A 24,246-nucleotide genomic window follows, 5' to 3' on the forward strand; every position below is an offset into this window, starting at 1 on the left:
ATATTATCATAATTTGCTGGAAAATGAACTATTTCAATACGTTGTTACTAATTACAGATCATGCTCAAGGTCGGGTTTTAGATTTTGGTGGTGGAATTGGGACGCATACCCTTGGTACGGCAATGTATCCACAGGTTGAGCAGGTTGTATATTGTGATATTAATCCGATTAATCGTGATTTGGTTAAATATCGGGCTGAACAGTTGGGGTTAAGTGAAAAAATTGTGTTTTGTCAAGAGTTGCCTGATAAAGAAACTTTTGACACTATTATTTCTTTTGATGTTTTAGAACATTTGCCAGACCCTAGCCAGCAGTTATTAAAGTTTCATCAAGTTCTAAAAGATGAGGGTAAAATTATCATGAATTGGTGTTTCTTTAAAAGTTATAATCAAGAGCATCCTTTTCATCTTGATGATCCTGATTTGGTAGAAGTTTTCTATCGTACCCTTCAAAGTCAGTTTTTAGAGATATTTCACCCTCACCAAATTACGGCTCGTTGCTACCGGAAGTTAGTTTAGTTGCATTGATTATGGCTGATGTTTAACTATTTTTGATTTTCAACAGCCATTGCAATTTTTCTAGATCAATTTATTGTTGAATTTCTAATATCCCTGCATTTGCATCTAAAGTGACTTGTATTCCAACGGGTAAAGCTGCATTCGGGCTATCATGACCAAAGGGTAAATCTGAAACTATGGGAATACCTAAATCAGATAAGCGATCGCGCAATACTTCCTCTACACTAAAACTAGGCAGGTGGGCTGGGGCTTCGCATTTAGTAAAGCCACCTAACGCAATACCTTTGACTTTTGCTAAAATCCCACTTAAACGCCATTGTGTCAGCATTCTATCAATGCGGTATGGTGCTTCGGTGACATCTTCTAAAGCTAAAATTACACCATCAAAGTTAGGTTGAATTGGTGTGCTTAAAAGATGGGTAGCCACTGTCAAATTTCCTGGGAGTAAAATCCCAGTAGCCACACCACCACCCCAACCGCATCCTTTCAGGGGTGGCAGGGTTTTTCCTTCTACCCAATCGAAAAGACGCTGAATTGACCAGTCTGGTTCATCAGCTAAGGTGGTTAATACAGGGCCATGTACACTAGATATACCTGCGTTGTAAAGACTCCATAATAAAGCGGTGATATCAGAAAAGCCAATCAGCCATTTAGGAGTGGAGTTTACTTGCCAATGCCAATTTTCTAAGATGCGAGTGCTACCAAAACCACCTCTAGCACAGAGAATACCACGACAGTCTGGGTCTTGCCAAGCGGCTGCTAATTGATATCGACGAAATTCATCTTTGTGGGCGAGATATCCCCAACGATGAGCAATATCAGGACTTACTTCTATACGATAACCGCGCGATCGCCAAATTTCTATACTTTGCTCAAAGGCTGCAAATTCTCGCAAAGCACCACTGGGGGCAATAACTCTTAGTAAATCTCCGGGTTTGAGAGGTTCAGGTAAGATAGTCGATTTCATTTATAATTCTGACAAAGTAAAAACTTAGAATAGCCGAGAGAAAACTTTATACCAAGTTTTCAATCGTAATATCCTACACTAAGTTGTCTTGTCAAATACCATGACTGATATCATGTCCGTTTGTCCGTTTGAATAGTTATCATATCTGTTGGGGTAGCTGATATCTTGCACCATTCTCAATAACCGTAGGGCGATGCACTGCCAACAACGTAAAAATCAGGGTTTGAGGGAATTTTTGGCATTGCCCACCGCCCTGTAATCGCAATAAAGCAACTGGTGCAAGATGTCAGGTAGGGAACTCTGAACAGGGAACAGGGAACAAGAAAAGATCAGCATCGAAAACTGATCACCAGTAATTAGCCGGACATGATATGATTTTTTAGCCCCACAAACGAAATTTTCAGCAGCTTGTAGAGACTAACCATGCTGATTGTCTACACCTGTGGTTTAATTAACCAAAAACTGCTGTAATCAGCGTGGGTGGGTTAACCGATGCTATGAACTGCATACTTGAGCAAAGATCAACTAATTTTCCTGGTACAATTGCTGTGCATACCTTGACACCAGCATAGACATTTTTGGGTAGAAGCTTTTGGTAACGAGGCTATTGAAGCGTTAGCCTGTGATGTACCGATGATAGCTGCTCGTCATGGTGGACTCACTGAAATTGTCCAAGATTCTCAAACCCCAATGGGCGATCGCATGGAGCAGTGGTTGAGAGATATTTTAACATCTGTAGCGAAACAACCAACTGTAAAATTATAAGAAAGATGGTCAGGGCATAACAGGCATGAAATCAGACACTATTGAAAACCGATAGAGTTAATCGGGTGAAGGTGTAGGTGTAGGTGTGGGTGTGGGTGTAGGTGTAGGTGTAGGTGTGGGTGTAGGTGTGGGTGTAGGTGTAGGTGTGGGTGTAGGTGTGGGTGTGGGTGTGGGTGTAGGTGTAGGTGTTTCTTGGGCAATTAAATCTGATTTTTGATTGACTGCTTGAGAACTGTAAACTACTAACCCTGTGAAAGCAGTTCCCAAAAACATTGCTACAGCAAGGGACACTAAATTTCTCATAAGTTACCTTTGGTGAGATGATGCTCATCTATTGTGAGCAATCTTGAAAGTCCCTATCTCTCTCTGACGATAGAAGCATGAGTTTTTAGTTCCGACAAAAGACAGTTACGGTAGAGGGCGATCGCTCCCTACCGTAAACTATTCAACTATGCAATCACTGTCATATTAATATTGCTCAGGACTGCGTTATTGGAGAGTTGAGCAATTCTGACTTGTGCTGTACCACCGAAACCATCGACATCAAAGAATAGATTACCTGTAGATTGGTCATAGATCAAGCGATCGCTTGCCGTGGTTGCAGTTGTCCCCAATCTGAATACACTCACATCCAACACACCCAAGGCTTGACTTAAACCAAACTCCGCTTTGGAAAGGAGGATTTTGTCATCGGCAACATTGAAATCGGTGATGGTATCAAAATCACCAAACAGGGGAAGACTTAATTGGAAATTATCCTTACCAGCACCACCAGTTAAGGAATCACTACCACTACCACCGATGAGGGTATCGTCACCATCATTACCATGTAGGGTATCATTACCATTGTCACCGATCAGGCGATCGCTACCACCCAACCCAGAAAGCCAATCATTGCCATTACCGCCTGACAACACATTCGCCGCCGAGTTACCAATCAGGATATTATTACCACTGTTACCAGTACCGTTAATGGCATTACTTCCTGAAAGTGTTAAGTTTTCTAGGTGATTGCCCAATTGCCAACTGATAGTAGAGATAACTGCATCTGTACCACCATTTGCCTCTTCAACGATGGTGTCTCCTGAATTATCTACAAAGTAAATATCATTGCCACTACCACCTACCAAACTGTCTGCACCAGCACCACCATCTAGCCAATCGTTACCAGTGCCACCACGCAGGGTATCATTACCTAACTCGCCATACAGCTTGTCATTACCGTCTAAGCCGTCAATAATATCGTTGCTAGCTGTACCGTTGAGGGTTTCTGATGCTGATGTGCCAATATTCTGCTGAATGGGAGCAGGTAATTGATATTCTGCAACTAGGCCACCAAATCCGAATAAATTAGGCTTGCCACTGCCTGCAATGTTAAATGATACGGAACTGCTTCCTAGTTGGTATCTAAAGCTACGTACATCCTTGAGGTCATACAAAGCAGATTGCCCCCAATACTGTCTTAAATCTGCATGAAATACTGATAACTCAGACTTATCTATAAATCCGTTATCATCAGTATCTTCTCCAGTAAAGTAATTTAGACCAAATGGGTAAATTCCAGGAGAATAAAACGTAAAAGTTTTGAACTGAGTAGTTGGAGGTGCGATTTCGGCAACAGTGATGTTAGTATTGGCAAGGGCTGGCTTATTCGACAGTTGAGCAATTCTGACTTGTGCAGCACTACCATTACCATCGGCATCAAAGAATAGATTACCTGTAGATTGGTCATAAATGAAGCGATCGCTTGCCGTGGTTGCACTTGTCCCCAATCGGAATACACTCGCATCCAACACACCCACGCCTTGACTCAAACCAAACTCCGCTTTGGAGATGATAATTTTGTCATCGGCAACATTGAAATCGGTGATGGTATCAAAATCACCAAACAGGGGAAGACTTAATTGGAAATTATCCTTACCAGCACCACCAGTTAAGGAATCACTACCTCTACCACCAATCAGGGTATCGTCACCATCATTACCATGCAGGGTATCATTACCATTGTCACCTAAGAGGCGATCGTTACCTCCTAACCCAGAAAGCCAATCATTGCCAATACCGCCTGACAATACATTCGCCGCCGAGTTACCAATCAGGACATTATTACCACGGTTACCAGTACCGTCAATAGTATTGTTGCCTGTGAGTGTTAAATTCTCCAGGTGATTGCCCAATTCCCAACTGATAGTAGAGATAACTGCATCTGTACCACCATTTTCATGTTCAACGATGGTGTCTTGTGTATTGTTGACAAAGTAAATATCATTGCCACTACCACCTACCAAACTGTCTGCGCCAGCACCACCATCTAGCCAATCGTTACCAGCATCACCATACAGAGTGTCATTACCAGTATCACCTAATAAGGTGTCATTCCCTGCGTCACCATACAGACTGTCATTACCAGTACCACCTAATAAACTGTCATTCCCTGCGTCACCATACAGACTGTCATTACCATTATTGCCTGACAATACATTCGCCGCCGAGTTACCAATCAGGACATTATTACCATCGTTACCAGTACCGTTAATGGCATTACTTCCTGAAAGTGTTAAGTTTTCTAGGTGATTGCCCAATTGCCAACTGATAGTAGAGATAACTGCATCTGTACCACCATTTGCCTCTTCAACGATGGTGTCTCCTGAATTATCTACAAAGTAAATATCATTGCCACTACCACCAATCATCTCGTCTGCACCTGTGCCACCACGTAGGGTATCATTACCTAACTCGCCATACAGCTTGTCATTACCGTCTAAGCCGTCAATAATATCGTTGCTAGCTGTACCGTTGAGGGTTTCTGATGCTGATGTGCCAATATTGTGCTGAATGGGAGCAGGTAATTGATATTCTGCAACTAGGCCACCAAATCCGAATAAAGTAGGTTTGCCACTGCCTGCAATCTTCCATGATACTGAGTTACTTCCTAGTTGGTATCTAAAGCTACGTACATCATTGAGGTCATACACGTATCCCCAATATCGTCTGGAATCGAAATAAAATGTTGATAACTCAGACTCATCTATAAATCCGTTATCATCAGTATCTTCTCCAGTAAAGTAATTTAGACCAAATGGGTAAATTCCAGGAGAATAAAACGTAAAAGTTTTGAACTGAGTAGTTGGAGGTGCGATTTCGGCAACAGTGATGTTAGTATTGGCAAGGGCTGGCTTATTCGACAGTTGAGCAATTCTGACTTGTGCAGCACTACCATTACCATCGGCATCAAAGAATAGATTACCTGTAGATTGGTCATAAATGAAGCGATCGCTTGCCGTGGTTGCACTTGTCCCCAATCGGAATACACTCGCATCCAACACACCCACGCCTTGACTCAAACCAAACTCCGCTTTGGAGATGATAATTTTGTCATCGGCAACATTGAAATCGGTGATGGTATCAAAATCACTACCCACAGGACGACTTAATTGGAAACTATCCTTACCAGCACCACCAGTTAAGGAATCACTACCTCTACCACCAATCAGGGTATCGTCACCATCATTACCATGCAGGGTATCATTACCATTGTCACCTAAGAGGCGATCGTTACCTCCTAACCCAGAAAGCCAATCATTACCATTATTGCCTGACAATACATTCGCCGCCGAGTTACCAATCAGGACATTATTACCATCGTTACCAGTACCATTGATGGCATTGTTGCCTGTGAGTGTTAAATTTTCTAAGTAATTGCCCAATTCCCAACTAAAATTAACACTCACTGTATCTGTGCCACCATTTGCATCTTCGATGATAGCGTCTCCTGAATCATCTACATAGTAAGTGTCATTACCACTACCGCCAATCATCTCGTCTGCACCAGCACCACCATTGAGCGAATCGTTACCAGTGCCGCCGTACAGGGTGTCATTATCAGTACCACCTAATAAACTGTCATTTCCTGCGCCACCAACCAGCCAATCATTGCCACTACCGCCTGACAACACATTCGCCGCCGAGTTACCAATCAGGACATTATTACCACTGTTACCAGTACCATTAATAGTATTACTGCCTGTGAGTGTTAAATTCTCTAGGTGATTGCCCAATTCCCAACTGATAGTAGAGATAACTGCATCTGTACCACCATTTGCCTCTTCAACGATGGTGTCTCCTGAATCGTCTACAAAGTAAATATCATTGCCACTACCGCCAATCATCTCATCTGCGCCAGTACCACCATCTAGCCAATCGTTACCAGTGCCACCACGCAGGGTATCATTACCTAACTTGCCATACAGCTTGTCATTACCGTCTAAGCCGTCAATGATATCGTTGCTAGCTGTACCATTGAGGGTTTCTGATGCTGATGTACCTGTAATCACATTGTTGATAGTTAAGTAAACAGTCGCAGTGTTGTTACCACCCTGCCCATCACTGATACTGTAGGTAAAGCTATCTGTGCCGGAGTAGTTTTGATTGGGGGTGTAGGTGTATGTACCATTGTTGTTATCGATCAGGCTGCCATTAGTTGGCTGTGTGATGGTTGTAATTGACAGAGTGTCCCCATCTGCGTCGGTATCGTTGGCTAGCAGTGTCGCCGCACTAATGATGATGGGTGTGTTCTCATTAGTAGTGATGCTGTCGTTGCTTGCGACAGGAGAGATATTAACAGACTCAGGATTTACAAGAAATGCCCACAGTTGACGGTTGTAGTAGCCACCACTGCTAGATGCCAAAAAGTAAACAGTGTTATCGACCTGGTAAATATCACTGGGAGAAGAAGAAGCAGACCCCGGATTAATGATATCTGTTAGTTGTACTAGGTTGGCAGTATGCTTGTCAAGCACCCACAATTCAAACCCTGTAGATCCATTATTCGCCGTGAAATATAAATTACCATTGATATTGGTGAGATTACTAGGATTAGAAGATCCAGCCCCCGGATTTATATCCTTAACTTGTACAACAGCGTTTGTAGTCAGGTCAAGTTGCCAAAGTTCTTGGCCTGAATTACCATTATCTGCAATGAAGTAAACCTTGTCATTGACTTGAATCAGGTTAGAAGGATTAGAAGATCCAACTCCCGGATTGATATCTGCTACTAAGACAGGGTTGCCTGTGCTATTGTCAACTTTCCACAGTTCTCGGCCAGTATTACCACCATTGGCAACAAAGTACAATGTGTTATTGAATTTGCCCACGAAGCTGGGATTAGAAGATCCAATCCCCACATTGATATCTGCTACGAGTACAGGGTTGCCTGTGCTGTTGTCAATCTTCCACAACTCATTGCCCCTGATAGCGTCATTGAGAACTAAGTAAAGAGTGTCATTGGCACTGCCCAGAAAATAGGGTTGATTATTGTATCCACTTCCGGGACTGATATCCGCTACAAATACAGGGGTGCTTGTACCGTTGTCAATTTTCGACAAATTATACCCATTACTGCGGTTATATCCGATGACGTAAAGTGTGCCATTTACTTCGTCAAAGTCAACAATATTATCCTGCTGTTGGATTACCAGTACAAAGTCTTTTGTGGTGTTGTCAATTTTCCACAATGAGATATTCCCGCTTTCATAACTATAATCTACTCCTATTGTTGTTAGGTAGAATGTGCCATTTACATTTTTCAGCGATTCATTAAAAGAATAATTTGTCTTAAAAAATACTAAATCACCAGAGGCTTGAATCCTTCCTCCAATCTCTACAAACTTTCCTGTGGAATTATCCAGTTTATAGATTGATGAGATTTGATCAGTTGATCTACTGATGCTAGCTAGGTAAAGAGTGTCATTTATTAATGCTAAACGACCACCAGTAATCTCACCATAACCACTAACATACTCTACATTGCCGGTAGTCTGGTTAATTCTCCAAATTGCCGTTGTGTCTCTCTGTCCGAATGAGCTAATGTACAAAGTGTTATTAACTGTGGTCAGCTTGTTAATGATGTAATAACCATCGTCTAGGCTATCCACAACGACGTATGGTTGAGAAACATTGATGTTGACTGTGGCAGTGCTGACACCCCCTTGTCCATCACTGACGCTGTAAGTAAAAGAGTCAAAGCCATAGTAGCCAGTATTAGGCGTGTAAGTGTAAGTGCCATCGTTGTTATTGACTAAGCTGCCATAGCTAGTTTGACTTACCCCTGTCACCAACAAATCATCATCATTGGGATCTGTATCATTAGCTAAAAGAGTAGCTAGGCTAATGGTGATGGGTGTATTGGCTGCTGTCTTCACCAAGTCGTTTTCTAGAATGGGATTGAGATTAGGCATATCAGTGGCTAATTGCTTATTTTCAGGATTTATGCCCACAGAATTTTCCCAGGTAATTGATCAGGTAAATATCTCATTTATAGGGGGTTGATCTAGGATTAAATTGACTCTACTTAAACAGCAGATTAGTTAAAAAATTTTCTAATTGCTACCCTATAAGTGAAATTCACCTCATAAATTACTCTCGGTAAATTCGGAGGCTATGCAAGATTATTTAGTAAAAATTTTAAAATAATCCAGAATTTAATTTTTACTTAAATTTTAAAGTTTGTATAAATTTTTGCTCTCTTAATATGCCTGAAATTAACCAAATTGATATAGCAAAATCATTTCTGCTTCCAGGTAAAAGGCTGATTAATTACATTGTGACCAATATAATTTAATTTATATAAAATTTATTTTTAAGAATTAAATTAATGCTATGACATCCATTTTTTTTCTAGGAATAAATATAATTTTTTATTTAATAAAAGAATAAATCAATTTATTTTTAGATAGAAAAATTGCACATACATATTTTCATCTGAGATATTAAAAAATATTAAATATTCAGGTGGGTAACACCCACCTGATGATAGGTTTAGACTTTGGCTACAGCAGTATGAGGAAGATTAACTTTTAACCTTTGAAACATGGCTTCTCTGGCTTGTAGGGCTAAATCATCATTTAATGGCTGGAGAGTAATAGGTTGCTGATACTTTAACCGCAAGGCTGTTTGAATGAGCCAGTCAGCGACAAAGGGATTTTTTGGTAATAAAGGCCCGTGGGAATAGGTGGCTATGGCATTTTGATAGAATGCGCCTTCTGTACCATCTTCGCCATTATTGCCTAAACCATAGACGACTTTTCCCAAGGCTTCGACTTTGCCTAATTTGGTACGTCCACCGTGATTTTCAAACCCGACTAAATAGGGTTTAGTTCCAGTCATCTCTTCTAAGTCTCGCGCTAGTCGGCTAGCTGTGACTTCTATGACTAAGTTACCAATGCAACGCTTGGTGTTTTCGCCGGGATGGACTGAGACTAAATCGAGTATACCTAAACCTTGAATACGTTGCCCTAGTCCGGGTTCGTAATAGTGTCCTAATAGTTGCGGTGAACCACAAGTAAAGACTCCTGGTGTACCAGCTTCGATTTTTTCACGGATGGCTTCAGCTTTCGCGCCTTGTAAATCGCGCATGACGATTTCTTGCTGTCTGTCTTGTGCGCCACCTCCAACTATGACATCTACAGATTTAATATCATCTGCGGTGGCGTTTTGGTCGAGGGGTATGACTTTAACACTATATCCCCGCCATTGAGCGCGACGTTCTATAGTAATGACATTACCGCGATCGCCATAGGTACTCATCAGTGTAGGATATAGCCAACCGATTGTTAATTCTAATTCTTGAGAATTCATAGTTTTAGCGACTGGGGACTCTTGACTGGGGACTGGGGACTCTTGACTGGGGACAAGTCAAGTCAAAAGTCAACCTCCCCAATGAACTAATGACTAATGACTAATGACTAATGACTAATGACTAATTTAAAGAATTTTACGTCCTGTGAGAATTTCTCGCACTTCTAGCATGGCTGAGTAGGTGGGGAGAATGTGCAAGGTTTCATTGGCTGGTGTGTGTTCTAAGGCAGTGGCGATCGCTTGCCGCAAATCTTCCTCGACAATTAAATTTAGATGACTCTGGGGTGATTTTTCACTGTAACGCAGACGTAAGGCCATATCATAGACGCGATCGCCACTCACCACTAATGTCCCTCCTCTTTCGACTAATTTCTCTGTATCTACATCCCATATCCACGATACATCTGTACCATCAGGAGTGCGATCGTTTAACACCATTAATGTTGTCTTATCGCTGCTTTGAGTGACAACCCGAATTGTCTCATTCGTTCCCACAGGATTTTTTGATAATAAAATTCTGACTCGTTTACCATCAATGACTAAATCTTCCGCCCTTCCGAAAGCAGCTTGAAAATTATTAATAGTATCTCGAATGGTACTTTCATCTACGCCTAATTCTTTAGCGGCTGTGACTGCGGCTAAGGTATTGTATTTGTTATACAAACCAACTAAAATCTGTTGCCATTCCTGACTTGCTAAGGTTGGCTGACTCTTACTAAATCCACAGCTAGGACAAGTAAAATCTCCTAAATGAGATAAATATACACCTTGATAATCTAAAGAATGCCCACAGCGAGGACAATATATCGAATCAACGGCGTGGGGAATAGCTTCTAAATAATGTTCTGGCTCATTTAAACCAAAGAATAACACCTTTTGCGCTAGCTGTTGACCGAGATAAGATAAAGTAGGATCATCAGCATTGGGAATGACTACCGTTTCTGGTGGAAGAGTTGAAATAGCTTTTGTCCATCGCTTGCTGATGGTGTCTACTTCACCGTATCGATCAAGTTGATCCCGAAATAGGTTCAAACAGAGGATGATTTTTGGCTGGAGTGGTGTTAACACCTTGGGGACAATATTCTCGTCTACTTCCAGAATTCCATAATCAACATCCAGCGTCCCTACTAAGTTAGTGCTTTCTAGCAACGCTGTCATCAAACCATTTTCCAGATTTGCACCTGTGGAGTTATGGGAGACGCGATAGCCTTGGTTTTCTAAAATTGTGCGTAAGAGTAGAGACGTTGTAGTTTTGCCGTTAGTACCAGCGATGATAATTACGCCGTTTTTGACTTGCTGACTGAGTAATTGTAACAGACGTGGTTCAATGCGACGAGCAATAGACCCTGGTAATACACTAGCAGCACCGAGACGGAGCGATCGCACCCCAAACGTCACACTTTTCGCTGTCAACACCGCAAACCCTAAACGCAGTCTATCTATGAGATTGATTTTATTACCCACATTCGTATCCTCAATATTTTAGTTAATAGTCATTAGTCATTAGTCATTCGTCAAGAGTAATTGATTAATTCAAAATTCAAAATTCAACATTCAACATTAAAGAATTCTGGGGTAAAAATCTTCCTCATCCCCCTCATCCCCCTCATCCCCTCATCCCCTACTCCCTGTAAATTCCCCCAAGAGGTATCTTAAGAATAGTAGACGGGTGTCATATATCCAGCCCTGTTTGCCGAATTCAGCACACCTAACGATAAATAGTAGCTTGCAAGGTTCTGTTTTGATGATTAGTATCAAGTTTCATTTTTTACATAAAAAAATTGCTGACTGGCGGCGGTTGGTTTCCAAATGCCTGTTATTGTTGACTTGTTTGTTGATTGTTACTACGCAGCCAGTCTGGGCAGGTATTAATGATGACAATTATGATGGCAATATGTTTGTGGTTTATGCGGGTAATGGTTCCCTAGTACCGCCTAAACTCACGTTAGCCCAAGCTTTAGCCGAACATAAACCGACGGTGATGGCTCTTTATTTGGATGATAGTAGTGATTGTAAACAGTATGCGATTGTGATTTCACGAGTACAAGAATTTTACGGTCAAGCAGCTGAGATTATGCCGGTGAGTGTAGATACCATTCCCGCTAAACCGAGCTACGACCCCACAGAACCAGGATATTACTATACTGGAGGTGTGCCTCAAGTTGTAGTCTTTAATCAGTCAGGTGAGGTAGTTTTAAATAAGCAGGGTCAAGTACCCTTTGAAGAGATAGATGATAGACTGCGTGAAGTGTTTGATTTATTACCACGTACAGAATCAGTACAATTAAAGCGGCGATCTTTCAACGAGTTCAGCAGCGAGTTAGCTAAATAATTGTCAGGGTAGACCAAATTGGTCTGCCCTGTATTTTAGTACCATCTGTTACTGTATTTTTCATGTTGCAAAGGATAATCTTGATATATCTGCTTTTTAGTTAATAGTCCAAATTTAATAGTCCAGAGTTTTTTCCTAATGACTAATGACTAATGACTAATGACTAATGACTAATGACTAATGACCAATGACTAATTGAGAGTGTTCTGATGTCAAAGGTTTACACTACCGAGGAGCTAATTCAAATTTTGGCAGCTGAACGTCAAGCTTGCCTTAAAGGTGAACGTCTCAAGTTAGAAGTAAAGGTTTCTGGTAATCCTGTGATTGACCAGTTTATCAGAACCGAGGGTCTACAGAAATTCACAGCTTATCAAGACTTTAAAGCTGCGATTCACGATTATCAACGAGAAAATCAAGTTTCGGGTGTGATTTGGCGCGAGATGACAGTCAAAGGTAAAAGCTTGCGCTATCCAGAAGTAGACACGCAATTAATTGCACTCAATAGCGACTTGGAAATATTGAAATCAGCCAAAAATTCTATTTGGGATTTTTGGTGTGCAGTGACGGCAAAGATGGATTTGTATTTGAGTTTTAATAATAGTAAACAACATCAAAAAGTCACTATCGCTGATGTCGAGAGAATTGCTCACATCACAGAATGGGCTAGTTTATGGAAGTGGGAAAATTCTAACTTTTTGGAGATAATTTTACAGCTTGGTTGGGGTAAACCAGAAGAAGCAAGTTATAAACGTGGTAGACCAAAATCAGGTAGTGAATTTATTCATGCTGTAAATCCTGGTAATCTGCCGATAGGTTGAGTCAGGATATAAATTAAATGTAACACACCACAATTATGCGGTGCGTTACGTGCTGCTTTGAGGCATCCTACAATTAAATGATGAATTAGTTCTCCAGTGCTTCCGGTGGAGAAATATCATTGCCGACACTTTTACCCAGCGCACCAGACTTAATCCCTGGTTTGGCTACGGTTTCAGTCTGATGGCGTGGTGATGGCGAAACTGATGAAGATGGTGGAACTATGTCTTTTTCTCGCCGACTATCAGTAGTTGTTGACTGAGATATATAAGATAATCCTCCTACTGCTCCAGCTACGAGGGCTGTATAACCTACATATAAATGTAGTGGACGTAATTCTAATTTTAAGCCTGTGGGATGAGTTTTCTGTTGACACCAAGAAGGGACAACTGACGGCTCTGTGGTGGGTTTAGGTAAAGAAGCTGCTAAAATTGTGCCATTTAATCCTAAAGCATTTGCCATGACGCGGATAAATCCCCGCAAGCAGACATCTTCTGGTAAAACGTCAAAGTTGGCATTTTCCACCGCTTCCATTTGGTGGGGGGAGATGTGAGTATAAATGTAAAGTTGACTCAAACTGAGTTTTTTTGACTCACGGGCTTGTTTAAGTTGCAAGCCTATTTTACGCATTGTTTCTAGACGCTGTTCTTCTGCTATTTGCTCGGCTAGATTAGTTTTGGCAGGTTTTTTGTTTGATTTTAACCACTGGTTGAGTTTGCTAACTGGATTGTGTTCAGCATCTTTTGCAGTTTTCACTTCTGTAGAAGCGGATGACTGACTATCTTGGTGAGTATTTGTTTCTGATGGCTCAGAAATTAAGGACGCTGGTGTTGAGCAAGTAGAGGAATGATGAGGATTTTTTGGGTGAAAATTGGGTGAAATATAGGTATTGTAAGGATTGGGTGGAATATCTGCACAATTTTGCTGTTGTTGTTCTACAAATTGCTGACAGGTGATACTAATTGCTTCTCTACCTATAGCTTTGCACAATACTTTAGCTTGTTGACCTGAAGCACCTAATAAGATTTGTAACCTAGATACAATACGACGATAAACTTGACTACGATGCAGTTCAGTCTCAATCTGACTGAGGAGCGATCGCAATTCATCTTGAGAAAGGGCAAAACTCGGCCTTCCGGGAATATTTAATAAATACACACCTGTCGTAGTCATAATTCAGGTATTTTTGAGTAAATAAATAAAGATATTCTGTATAATTTTTTCTTTTCTTCATAAATCTATCCGGAAGTTTTAGTATTAATTTTACAAATTTTCCTAACTTCTAATTAAATCCGTAATTATTCGCATAATTGAATGCGAACTGAAAACCTTGTATATCAAGTAAATATTTGTTGGTATTGTGCTGATAGGTGAGTAGCACTTAAGAAAAATTTCTGTATACTAGGATATAGTTTTAAATTTTAACACTTAAGTATTTCCCAAAAATCTATTACTTTGAATTTGAAAACTTAATAATGTTAAGATTTTTGCCTTAACTCAGCATTTTCCGCAATAAACCAGTAAAATATGTACCCTCTCATAAAACAAGAGGGCAAAGTCTAGTCATGACTAATGACTAATGACTAATGACTAATGACTAATGACTAATGACTAATGACTAATGACTAATGACTAATGAATGCTGCTTGCTGAACAAAAGACTCAATCCATTGCAGATATTTTACACCTGCTACCTTTGCTAATTCATTATGTTCTGCTCCCGGAACTAAAATTAGCTGTTTCGGTTCGGGTGCTACAGCATACAATTGTTGACTCATAAAGGAAGGTATTGTAGAGTCACCAGTGCCATGAATGATTAAAATTGGCATTTGTAATTGTGGTATTTTTTTAATCGATTCAAATTTCTGTGTCAAAATTAAATCAATCGGAAATAAGCGGAAGGTATTGCGATAATCTATAACATCACGGATAGAAGTAAACGTACCTTCTACAATTAATCCGGCTGCTTTGGGCTGTTTGACTGCTAAATCAATTGCTACTGCCCCACCCAAAGAATGCCCATAAATAAAAATTTGTTCAGGTGGAATTTTTTTCTGCTGTACTAAGTAATTCCAAGCAGTTTCAGCATCTTGATAGATGTTGATTTCATTAGGGAAATTCCCTTCACTGCGGCCATAACCCCGGTAATCAAGTAACAATACAGAGAATCCGAGTTGATGAAATCTACTAGCGTGTGCTACATTTGCGCCAATATTTACCCCATTTCCATGCAAGTACAACAAAACCTGAGATTGGGGTGACTCGGCGGGAATCCACCAAGCGTGCATACGTTCCAGCTTACCAGAACTTACTTCTACAGGTAGCCATATATCTTGATATGGAAGTTGAAAATACTCTGGTGTAATTTCAATGCTACTAGAGGGAAAGAAAATAAACCGAGTTTGTTTGACAAACAGAAATAGGCAAATAGTCAGATAAGCGATCGCTGCGATTGTGCTAGCTACAGGTAGAAGCTTAAAAATTAATTGTATCATAGTTGACAATTTTTTGATATGTAAGCAGCTAATTTGATACTTTAACAAATATTGATAAAGACATAATTATTTAATAACCAGAATCAGTTAACATTTGCTAATTAGAAAGTCTCATTAAAATGAAAATGTGATGCCAAAATTGAAGGACACAGTAATCATATTAACTGGATTTAATTAGACTGACAGGTGAATAGTCAAATTAGTGAATGGTGGGAGAAGACTGTGAAGCTATTAAACCAAGTGCAAGAAGAACAACTCCGAGAAATAAGTAAACAGTTAGTACAGGTAAGACAAGAGAAATACATACGTATAGAAGAAGTAGCTGCTAAAACACATATTAGACTAACTTTCTTAAAAGCTCTGGATGCAGGCCAGTTTGAAGAATTACCAGAACCAATTTACATTCAAGGATTTATCCGTCGTTATGCAGATATCCTAGGGTTGGATGGTACGGCTTTAGCTAACTCCTTTACAGTGAACGTTTTACCACCAGAGTCTCAAGAGGAAAATCCACAGGAAGACAATCAAATTGCCCATAAAATATCTAAAATTCGCTTACCGCTTCCTGTCCCCTATGTCTTATTATCAGCAGTGGCTGTGATTGGACTGATTTATTTACTCAATTCCAAATTAACAGCTCAATCTTCGGCAAACAAACAAGACTCATCACCCACGCCTGTTGCTTCATCTCCCATAGCCGAAACTTTACCGAGCAAACAAGATGCTGTAGCCGATAATACAGCAAAAACCACTCCATCACCTGTCAGTACAGCATCTTCACCCTCACCCAAAAGCCCTGATAATTCCCAGGTGACAGTCTCTCTAGAACTGCAAGGTAACTCATGGATAGAAGTGAAAGCCGATGGTAAAACGGAGTTTGTAGGGAATTTAACCAAGGGACAACGGAAAACTTGGACAGCAGAAAATCAGCTGACTGTGCGTTCCGGTAATGCGGGTGTGGTATTGATTGCTGTCAATGAGCAACCAGCAACATTGTTAGGCAATTTAGGAGAAGTTAAACAAGTGACTTATTCTGCAAAAGTCAATAATCAATAGTCAATAGTCATTAGTGTTTCTCTCCTGCTCCCCCTGCTCCCCTGCTCCCCTACTCCTCAGTCTCCTATACCTCAACCTAGTTGCGGCTGACGTTGGTGCCAATTAGTTGATTGTTCATAAGCATAGGCTACTTGCAGTAGTTGGTGTTCTCCTAGCACTTTGCCAATGAGTTGTAAGCCAATGGGTAGTCCTTGCTCATCAAAACCACAGGGGACGCTGATTCCTGGTAAGCCAGCCAGGTTGACGGGAATAGTCATCAAGTCATTCAAGTACATACTCAGGGGATCAGTTGTTTTTTCCCCGGCTTTAAAGGCTGTGGTAGGTGCTGTAGGTGTTACCAGGACATCCACTGTCTCAAAAGCTGTTTCAAAGTCTTGTTTAATTAAGGTGCGGACTTTTTGCGCTTTCAGATAATAAGCATCGTAATAACCAGCAGACAGGGCGTAGGTACCAATCATAATCCGACGCTTGACTTCTGCACCAAACCCAGCCGCACGGGTACGAGTGTACATAGACAGCAAATTATCTGCTTCTGGCGCACGCCAACCATATTTTACGCCGTCGTATCGAGCTAGGTTAGCTGATGCTTCTGAGGGGGCGATAATGTAGTAACTGGCTAAACCATAACGGAAGTTAGGACAAGAAATTACATGAATTTCTGCGCCTAAGTTTTGTAGTTGTTCGATGGCTGTGGTTACGGCTTGTTCGACGGCAGAATCTAAACCTTCGCCAAAGGTTTCTTTGATGATGCCAATTCTTAGTTTACCTCTAGCTTTCAGGTCTGGTTTTAAGCTGGCTGCATAGTTGGGAATTTCAACTTTCAAGCTGGTGGAATCTTTGGGATCATAACCGGCGATCGCATTCAATAATATCGCCGTATCTTCCACTGAGCGACCAAACGGCCCAATTTGATCCAAAGATGAAGCGTAAGCCACCAAACCATAACGGGATACTAACCCATAAGTCGGCTTGAGTCCCACTACGCCACAAAAAGATGCTGGTTGGCGAATTGAACCACCAGTATCAGAACCGAGTGAAACAACGCATTCGTCGGCTGCTACGGCGGCGGCTGAACCCCCAGACGAACCACCAGGAACTCTCGACACATCCCAAGGGTTAGCAGTCACTTGATAGGCAGAACTCTCGGTAGAGCTACCCATTGCAAACTCATCTAGATTTGTTTTACCAACAATCACCGCCCCGGCATCAATCAATTTTTGTGACACCGTTGATTCATAAGGCGGAACAAAATTTTCTAAAATCCGAGAGGCGCAGGTGGTAGGAATTCCCTTAGTACACATATTGTCTTTCACGCCAATCGGAATTCCCGCTAGTAGTCCTATTTCTTCACCAGCAGCAATTTTGGCATCCACAGCCCTAGCCTGTTCTAAAGCTTTTTCTGCCGTTACGTGTAAGAAACTGTGCAATTTCGGCTCTAAAGCTTGAATACGGTTTAAAGCTTCTTGGGCAATTTCAACAGCCGAACGTTCTTTTTTTACTAGCTGTTCGTGTAACTCGCGGATGGATGCCATGATTACTCCCTCAGTGACTCAAACCATTGATTTTAGTACATATTGGGGGGCATTGGGGATTGGGGACTGGGGACTCTTGACTGGGGACTGGGAAATCAGAAGAATTGGGGTTCTTTGCAGGGGGAAAAGGGGAAAGTCTTCTCCCCCTTGCTCCCTGCTCCCTGCTCCCCTGCCTCTCTCGCTCCCTCATCTCCCACCCTGCGGGTGAATCCTACGGATACGCTGCGCGTTCTCTACGAGACGCTACGCGTTCGCGTAGCGTCTCTGTTCGCGGAGCGTCCCGTAGGGAAAGAGAAGCAAGCTACATCTCCCTCATCTCCCCCTACTCCCCCCACTCCCCTAGTCTAAAATTTTGTATATCCCTTAGACTAATTTTCCTCCGGGTGAAAAAACATTATGGTTAAAGTTGTTACTCGTAAATATATTGGTAAACAAAATGTCTATGATATCGGGGTTGAGCGTGACCATAATTTTGTGATCAAAAATGGTTTAGTCGCTTCTAATTGTTTCAATAAATCCCACTCAACGGCCTATGGATATGTAACTTATCAAACTGCATATCTGAAAGCTAATTATCCATTGGAATATATGGCGGCTTTACTGACTGCTAACAGTAGTGACACAGACAAGGTGCAGAAATATATTTCTACCTGTCTGAGTATGAATATTCAAATAGAACCACCAGATATTAATCGCTCTGGGGTGGACTTTACACCTGTGAATGGAAAGATTTTGTTTGGGTTTTCGGCGGTGCGGAATGTGGGACATAATGCGATCGCTGCTATTTTGGCAGCTAGGGATGAAGGCGGTGTGTTTACATCTTTGTCGGATTTTTGCGATCGCGTCGATCTTCGCACCGTCAACCGTCGGACTCTCGAATCATTGATTTACTGCGGAGCTTTTGACAAAATTGAATCTAATCGTCAACAATTAATCCAAGATTTAGAATTAGTTTACGATTGGGCGCAAAGTCGTGCTAAAGATAGAGCCACCGGACAAGGAAATCTCTTTGATTTGTTGGGTGTTCCTACTACCACGGATAAAAAAACAGCAAACGCCTTTGAGTCTGCACCTAAAGCTAAACCTGTGAACGATTATCCACCACAGGAAAAATTACGCATGGAAAAGGAACTCTTAGGTTTTTACGTTTCCGACCATCCTCTCAAATCTTTAACACACGCACCCCTTTTAACCCCAATTAATCTTTCTCAACTTGGTGAACAACGGGAAGACGCAAAGTTGTGTGTGGTTGTCATGCTCAACAATGTTAAAAAAGTGATGACCAAGAAAGGCGAAGCAATGGCAATTTTGCAAATCGAAGACTTAACATCTCAAACAGAAGCCGTAGTGTTTCCCAAAATTTACGAGCGTATAAGTTTTCTTTTGCAAGTTGATGTCAGATTAATTATTTGGGGTAAACTAGACCGACGAGACGAACAAGTGCAATTAATTGTAGAAGATGCAGAACCAGTAGAAACAGTGCAGATGGTGATGGTGGAGTTAAATACCCAACAAGTAGGCAACATCGAAGAATTACATCGCTTGAAAACTATTTTACAAGAACATTCAGGTGATAAAGAAAAGGCAAAAATGCCGGTGGTAGGAGTTATACAATCTGACAATTCTCGGAAGTTAGTCCGCTTGGGCTGGCAATTTTGCGTGCAAGATGCTCGTATTACCGTTCAAGCTCTGCAAAATGCTAGATTCTCTGCACACTTGCGATCGCTCACTGGTGGTTAGAGGCTTGTAGGGTGAATAACAACTCACTATTGACTATTGACTTGTAGAGACTCAGCAGGGCTAGTCTCTACATCATATATGCCCAATTCCTTCCACTCCCCAATTCCGCATATTCCCTTAATATTCATGAAAATTAATACTTTTTTCGTTACTTATGCGGATGTTAGTTTTAGGTAACTCATGGTATTTTTTTATGCCATATTGACTTAGGCAAGATTTAGGGGAAGGAGTTGAAACTGAATGATTACAACTGACTTAAGTAAATTTGTCTCGTATTGTAAAAAAATTCAACCCCAAACTCACGAAGAAATTAAACAATTCTTTGAGGGTGTGATTGTCTTTCCCTATGATAAAGAATTACTTTTGCAAGCTTATCTATTTTTAAATATTAGTAATTTGTTTCCTTCTTGCCATGAGTTATTGTTATTTGAAAAGTCTCCCATTGCCGATTACACAGATTTAGGAAAATGTGATTTTGTGTATTTGACCTTTCAAGGTAATCTGTTTTTAATCGAAACTAAATTTATTGATACACAAGCAACGGGAGCAACCGAAAGAAAACGCCGAAATAAGCACAGAAATAAGGTATTTGAACAAGTTATTACTTTAAAAAGTCGGTTTATTCATTATTGGTATATCCCCCCGGAACAATTAGAATGTGGCGTTTTTACTACAGATTCAGAAATGGATTGGCGAGGTGAATGTATCAACGTTGTTACTAAATCCATCTCTATTAATCATCTAGAGAAATGGCGCAAAAGTTATCAGCGAATTAACTATTTATAGCATTCCTAACTCCTCCCCGTTGACGAGGAGGGTCATCCATGCAACTATTGACTATTGACTGCTGAGACTGCATCTAGTAAAACTTTAGCAACTTGTAGGCACACAACTTGCACCTGTTCCTTGATGATAATTTTTGTAGGGTGGGCATTGCTTGCAACTTGCTGAAAGCCTTAGTTTTACGTCATTGGATGTGCAGGGAGCGACGCTTATTGAGAAAGGTGCAAGATATGACTAGGGGTTGTTTTTATTTTTGGGAATCATAATCAAAGTTTTGTTTAGGGTGCGTCAGCAGCGATAATTGGGTAAAAAAGAACAGATTTTCAACATCTGACGCACCCTAACAATGTGCCAGTTGCGTAAGTTCTGATTCAATTAAAGGAGAATCTCGTGAGTACAATCACCCAAACTCAAGCATTAGATGTCCCAAAAGCCATTATTCAGCGTCGCTCGATTAAAACATTTAAAACAGATGCGATCGCGCCAGAACTGCTTCAGCAATTAGTAGAGTTAACCGTAGCTGCACCTAGCAGTTTTAATACACAATCCTGGCGAATTATTCTGGTGCAAGACGAAGCACAAAAAGCCGCATTATCAGCAGCATCTTGGAATCAAAAACAAATTATTCAAGCCCCAGTTACCTTTGTATTCGCCGCCGATGCTAAAGCTGGCGAAGCAGACTTAACCCCAGTGTACGAAAAAGCCTTGCAAAATGGCGCATGGAACGAAGGCACTGTTAATTACTTTAAAAATGCGATTCCCCAATTTCAAGCCGGATTGGGAGACAAACGGCGAGAATATGCGATTAAAGACGCGATGATTGCTGCTACACATTTAGTCTTAGCCGCAGAAAGTTTGGGACTATCTACTTGTTTTATGAATGGTTGGATTGAAGAACAAGTCAAAGCAGTGATAGGTGCAGAGAATGAACCTGATTTAGCGATCGCAGTATTAGTACCTGTAGGCTATGCAGCCGAACCCCGTTTAGATCCTGGTCGCTTGCCATTATCTTACAACGTCTTTGTAGACAAAATTAATCATCCTTATCAAGATTAATTTAATAGTGAACAGTAGGGGTTTAGCATTGCTCAACCCTTACCTGTTCCGTATCGCACTAGGAGAAATCACCTTGACTTCTAACTTATGACTATAGACGGCTGCTGTATGATTCTACATATTGATTGAGTCACCTATATCTCTAGTAGGGTTAAATACATTAGATATATTTGTTACGGTTGCTAAAGAAATCAAAAGATGAAACTAGCAATCATTATGACTTATACACAAACCAGCGATCCAACTATTCGGGAATGTGTTCAATCCTGGCGAAAATTGAATGTAGACGAACAGCTTGCTTTGTTTTGGTTTGTCTATAAAGAAATGGGTAACACCGTCACACCAGCCGCCCCTCGTGCTAGCACTGTGTCGCCAGAAATTGCCGAAGGTTTATTTAATCAAGTCAAAGCATTAAACCATGAACAGCAATTACAACTACAACGTGACTTGATTAACTGTGTAGATAATCAAATTTGCCGCGAATACGGCTCTTTGAGTGATACCACCAAGCTATTATTTTGGTATCGTTTAGCTCAAGGTATGGAAAATACAACTATTGTTCCCATGCCTCCTAACTATCAACTGTCATCTCAATCACAACAACTGTTAGATAAAATTAAAGCTTTATCTTTTGAACAGCAGATTAATCTTTTCCGTGATTACGTTTCACCGATGGGTGCAGAAGCAAAAGCAGGTGCTGAGATTTAGATAATAAGCATTGTCTAGCAAAATCTGGTTAGCGGATTGATCAGCAATATTTGTCTGGGTAAATCAGGATAAATAAATAAACACAGAGGATAAATCATTTTTCTCTGTGTTTAATTAGCTGCTCTTGAGTTGAGATGCACCCTCAATAACGCCCTTTGCTTTGTAATCCATAATTTAAGTTGATTGATTAATGAATCCATCTGCCTTTTGACTGGTTTAAAAGGATTGATTGTAGCAGAAAGAGTCTATCTTTTTATAGTGTTGCAAATACCACTAAAATTTTTAACCTAAACAAAGGTATAGCTGATTTAAATCATAATTATTACATTGTAGATTTTCTGACTCAACAAACAGCAATTAATTATGTTTTGTTAAATAAACCAACCTGACATGAGGGAGGACTTTATGACTTCTACAAATGTGAATCCTGTAGAACAAGCTGTATCTAATTTTAAAAATTTGGATATAGATGACCGTTTAGTAGTATTCGGTTCAGTGTTTGGTAAAGTTGTCGAAACAATATCTACCAGTGAGATAGACAAGTTACCAACTCAAAAAGCTGCGGAGTTAGTCGCGCAAATTCAGCAGCTTTCCCCAGAAGAACAACTTTATGCCTTGCGTGATTTGCTACCAGCTTCTAGAAATGATCAAGATGAAGTCATGCTTGACCCTCATCCGAGTAAAGCAATGGTAGAACTAGCTCAAGGTGGTAGTACAATTCCCACAGGTGAGTATGGCGCAATGAACGCTGAAGGTAAATTAGCTTTTTGGTATTTCCTAGGTCAAAGATTAGGCAGCACAGTCATTGACATACCAAGGGATTATAAACCGTCAAACCAAGCCACAGAATTAATCAACACTTTGAAATCTTTAAATACTAATGAGTTGGTTTCTTTCCTGAAACAAGTTTTACAGACGAAAGTCAAGGCATAAATAATTAAGTATTGCTGATGAGGGGGAGCAAGAAATTAAATCTTGTATCCCCTTTTTTTAGGCATAGCAGAGGGAACAGGGGAGAATTTTGAATTGATTTGTCCATGACTTCCTTGTTAAATCCCCATTATTTATTTATGGGGATTCCCTCCTGCCTCCTTAACCTGAAATATGGTTATGTGATGAAAAGCAATGTTAATTCAATTCAAAGCTAACCGAGTCATATCATGTCCGGCTAATTACTGATGATAAGTTTTCAATGCTGATTTTTTCTCTTTTCTTGTTCCCTGTTCCCTGTTAAGAGTTCCCTGTCCTCACGATCCGTATTCGGTAGCGCAGGTGATGATATCATGAACGGTGGCGAAGATGCTGGAGCCAGAGAGATTTTACGGAAATTTTCGCCTATTTTTCGCCAGCAGGAGCAAGTTTGCGTAATTCTCGCCTTGTCTCTGAAAAATGCTTGATATATAAATACTAAAGATAAGTTTAATACACTGATACCTGAGTAATTTACCAGTCCTTAGAAACTTGAGCCTTGGGTCAAACTAGGTGGCTTCACCGAACAATTAGCCTCTTGCCTAGATTACCGGGTATGGGGTGTTTTTGTGATGTGACAAAAGTAACTCCAATAATACACAAAAAAACTAGGTAACAAGTATGACAATTTAACCAAGCATTAAACTCACAATCCGTCAATTTCTCAGTCCTGGTTAAGCTACAGGAGATCAATTCATTTTTTATGTTGACAGCAAATTAACTTACATTCAAGTCACAATTATGTCTCAAGCATTCTTACTCAAAGATATCAACCCTGATGGTGATTCCTATCCCGACGACCTGATCAACATCAATGGCACACTCTACTTTGTGGCGGATGACGGTACTGGTGAGGAGTTGTGGAAGATAGACG

18 protein-coding genes are annotated in these 24,246 nt (G+C 40.7%); 10 read left to right on the forward strand and 8 right to left on the reverse strand.

What is annotated here, in order from left to right; translation table 11 throughout:
- The first annotated feature begins 23 nt into the window (after window positions 1-23).
- On the forward strand, window positions 24-518 hold the full coding sequence (locus AACS98_RS16630; RefSeq protein WP_084386923.1) for a methyltransferase domain-containing protein: 495 nt from the start codon (window positions 24-26) through the stop codon (window positions 516-518).
- Between the two features lie 70 nt (window positions 519-588).
- On the opposite strand, the gene AACS98_RS16635 is transcribed toward AACS98_RS16630, so the two are convergent.
- Window positions 589-1,485, reverse strand: a complete 897-nt coding sequence (locus tag AACS98_RS16635; RefSeq protein WP_066381840.1) for a S66 peptidase family protein — start codon at window positions 1,483-1,485, stop codon at window positions 589-591.
- A gap of 606 nt (window positions 1,486-2,091) precedes the next feature.
- Between AACS98_RS16635 and AACS98_RS16640 the strand changes: the two genes are divergently transcribed.
- Window positions 2,092-2,250 (forward strand): hypothetical protein, encoded by a 159-nt coding sequence (locus AACS98_RS16640; protein WP_156481634.1) that lies wholly within the window; start codon window positions 2,092-2,094, stop codon window positions 2,248-2,250.
- A 57-nt stretch (window positions 2,251-2,307) separates the two neighbouring features.
- Here AACS98_RS16640 and AACS98_RS16645 read toward each other — a convergent pair whose 3' ends face one another.
- From AACS98_RS16645 to AACS98_RS16660, 4 genes are all read right to left on the reverse strand, one after another.
- Window positions 2,308-2,553, reverse strand: a complete 246-nt coding sequence (locus AACS98_RS16645; protein ID WP_066381842.1) for a hypothetical protein — start codon at window positions 2,551-2,553, stop codon at window positions 2,308-2,310.
- A gap of 146 nt (window positions 2,554-2,699) precedes the next feature.
- Window positions 2,700-8,525 (reverse strand): cadherin-like domain-containing protein, encoded by a 5,826-nt coding sequence (locus AACS98_RS16650; RefSeq protein ID WP_066381844.1) that lies wholly within the window; start codon window positions 8,523-8,525, stop codon window positions 2,700-2,702.
- Between the two features lie 541 nt (window positions 8,526-9,066).
- A complete protein-coding gene (locus tag AACS98_RS16655) occupies window positions 9,067-9,885 on the reverse strand; it encodes a type 1 glutamine amidotransferase (protein WP_066381845.1) in 819 nt (272 codons plus the stop codon).
- 126 nt (window positions 9,886-10,011) lie between these two features.
- Entirely contained in the window at window positions 10,012-11,349 is a 1,338-nt protein-coding gene (locus AACS98_RS16660; RefSeq protein ID WP_066381846.1) for a Mur ligase family protein, read from the reverse strand.
- 280 nt (window positions 11,350-11,629) lie between these two features.
- Here AACS98_RS16660 and AACS98_RS16665 point away from each other — a divergent pair, with 280 nt between their 5' ends.
- Window positions 11,630-12,217, forward strand: coding sequence for a thylakoid membrane photosystem I accumulation factor (locus AACS98_RS16665; protein WP_066381848.1), 588 nt, complete (start codon window positions 11,630-11,632; stop codon window positions 12,215-12,217).
- A gap of 209 nt (window positions 12,218-12,426) precedes the next feature.
- The gene (locus AACS98_RS16670; RefSeq protein WP_066381850.1) at window positions 12,427-13,035 is read left to right on the forward strand and encodes a hypothetical protein; all 609 of its coding nucleotides are present in this window, start codon (window positions 12,427-12,429) and stop codon (window positions 13,033-13,035) included.
- Window positions 13,036-13,120: 85 nt separating this feature from the next.
- Here AACS98_RS16670 and AACS98_RS16675 read toward each other — a convergent pair whose 3' ends face one another.
- The gene (locus AACS98_RS16675; RefSeq protein WP_066381852.1) at window positions 13,121-14,206 is read right to left on the reverse strand and encodes a helix-turn-helix domain-containing protein; all 1,086 of its coding nucleotides are present in this window, start codon (window positions 14,204-14,206) and stop codon (window positions 13,121-13,123) included.
- A 452-nt stretch (window positions 14,207-14,658) separates the two neighbouring features.
- Window positions 14,659-15,528, reverse strand: coding sequence for an alpha/beta hydrolase (locus AACS98_RS16680; RefSeq protein WP_066381855.1), 870 nt, complete (start codon window positions 15,526-15,528; stop codon window positions 14,659-14,661).
- A 222-nt stretch (window positions 15,529-15,750) separates the two neighbouring features.
- On the opposite strand from AACS98_RS16680, the gene AACS98_RS16685 reads away from it, so the two are divergent.
- Entirely contained in the window at window positions 15,751-16,584 is an 834-nt protein-coding gene (locus AACS98_RS16685; RefSeq protein WP_066381859.1) for a helix-turn-helix domain-containing protein, read from the forward strand.
- 71 nt (window positions 16,585-16,655) lie between these two features.
- Here the strand turns inward: AACS98_RS16685 and gatA are convergent, their stop codons facing one another.
- On the reverse strand, window positions 16,656-18,116 hold the full coding sequence (gene gatA / locus AACS98_RS16690) for an Asp-tRNA(Asn)/Glu-tRNA(Gln) amidotransferase subunit GatA (protein ID WP_066381861.1): 1,461 nt from the start codon (window positions 18,114-18,116) through the stop codon (window positions 16,656-16,658).
- Between the two features lie 396 nt (window positions 18,117-18,512).
- On the opposite strand from gatA, the gene AACS98_RS16695 reads away from it, so the two are divergent.
- The 5 genes from AACS98_RS16695 to AACS98_RS16715 all read left to right on the forward strand — a co-directional run bounded on the left by AACS98_RS16695 (window position 18,513) and on the right by AACS98_RS16715 (window position 23,336).
- Complete coding sequence (locus AACS98_RS16695; RefSeq protein ID WP_066381862.1) at window positions 18,513-19,856, forward strand: helix-hairpin-helix domain-containing protein; 1,344 nt, start codon at window positions 18,513-18,515, stop codon at window positions 19,854-19,856.
- Window positions 19,857-20,096: 240 nt separating this feature from the next.
- A complete protein-coding gene (locus AACS98_RS16700; RefSeq protein WP_066381865.1) occupies window positions 20,097-20,642 on the forward strand; it encodes a hypothetical protein in 546 nt (181 codons plus the stop codon).
- Between the two features lie 387 nt (window positions 20,643-21,029).
- Window positions 21,030-21,695 (forward strand): nitroreductase family protein, encoded by a 666-nt coding sequence (locus AACS98_RS16705; protein ID WP_066381866.1) that lies wholly within the window; start codon window positions 21,030-21,032, stop codon window positions 21,693-21,695.
- A 216-nt stretch (window positions 21,696-21,911) separates the two neighbouring features.
- Window positions 21,912-22,403: an orange carotenoid protein N-terminal domain-containing protein gene (locus AACS98_RS16710; protein WP_066381870.1), complete on the forward strand. Its 492-nt coding sequence runs from the start codon at window positions 21,912-21,914 to the stop codon at window positions 22,401-22,403.
- Window positions 22,404-22,808: 405 nt separating this feature from the next.
- Window positions 22,809-23,336 carry an orange carotenoid protein N-terminal domain-containing protein gene (locus AACS98_RS16715; protein ID WP_066381867.1) on the forward strand — a complete coding sequence of 176 codons (528 nt, stop codon included), beginning with the start codon at window positions 22,809-22,811 and terminating at the stop codon, window positions 23,334-23,336.
- Window positions 23,337-24,246: the final 910 nt, after the last annotated feature.

Origin of the sequence: Anabaena sp. CA = ATCC 33047, from assembly GCF_963870205.1 — a bacterium.
GTDB lineage: Bacteria > Cyanobacteriota > Cyanobacteriia > Cyanobacteriales > Nostocaceae > Trichormus.

Coding starts and splice junctions, on each gene's coding strand:
- AACS98_RS16630 (WP_084386923.1), top strand. CDS start 24: ATGAACTATTTCAATACGTTGTTACTAATTACAGATCATGCTCAAGGT.
- AACS98_RS16635 (WP_066381840.1), bottom strand. CDS start 1,485: ATGAAATCGACTATCTTACCTGAACCTCTCAAACCCGGAGATTTACTA.
- AACS98_RS16645 (WP_066381842.1), bottom strand. CDS start 2,553: ATGAGAAATTTAGTGTCCCTTGCTGTAGCAATGTTTTTGGGAACTGCT.
- AACS98_RS16655 (WP_066381845.1), bottom strand. CDS start 9,885: ATGAATTCTCAAGAATTAGAATTAACAATCGGTTGGCTATATCCTACA.
- AACS98_RS16665 (WP_066381848.1), top strand. CDS start 11,630: ATGATTAGTATCAAGTTTCATTTTTTACATAAAAAAATTGCTGACTGG.
- AACS98_RS16670 (WP_066381850.1), top strand. CDS start 12,427: ATGTCAAAGGTTTACACTACCGAGGAGCTAATTCAAATTTTGGCAGCT.
- AACS98_RS16675 (WP_066381852.1), bottom strand. CDS start 14,206: ATGACTACGACAGGTGTGTATTTATTAAATATTCCCGGAAGGCCGAGT.
- AACS98_RS16680 (WP_066381855.1), bottom strand. CDS start 15,528: ATGATACAATTAATTTTTAAGCTTCTACCTGTAGCTAGCACAATCGCA.
- gatA (WP_066381861.1), bottom strand. CDS start 18,116: ATGGCATCCATCCGCGAGTTACACGAACAGCTAGTAAAAAAAGAACGT.
- AACS98_RS16695 (WP_066381862.1), top strand. CDS start 18,513: ATGGTTAAAGTTGTTACTCGTAAATATATTGGTAAACAAAATGTCTAT.
- AACS98_RS16700 (WP_066381865.1), top strand. CDS start 20,097: ATGATTACAACTGACTTAAGTAAATTTGTCTCGTATTGTAAAAAAATT.
- AACS98_RS16710 (WP_066381870.1), top strand. CDS start 21,912: ATGACTTATACACAAACCAGCGATCCAACTATTCGGGAATGTGTTCAA.
- AACS98_RS16715 (WP_066381867.1), top strand. CDS start 22,809: ATGACTTCTACAAATGTGAATCCTGTAGAACAAGCTGTATCTAATTTT.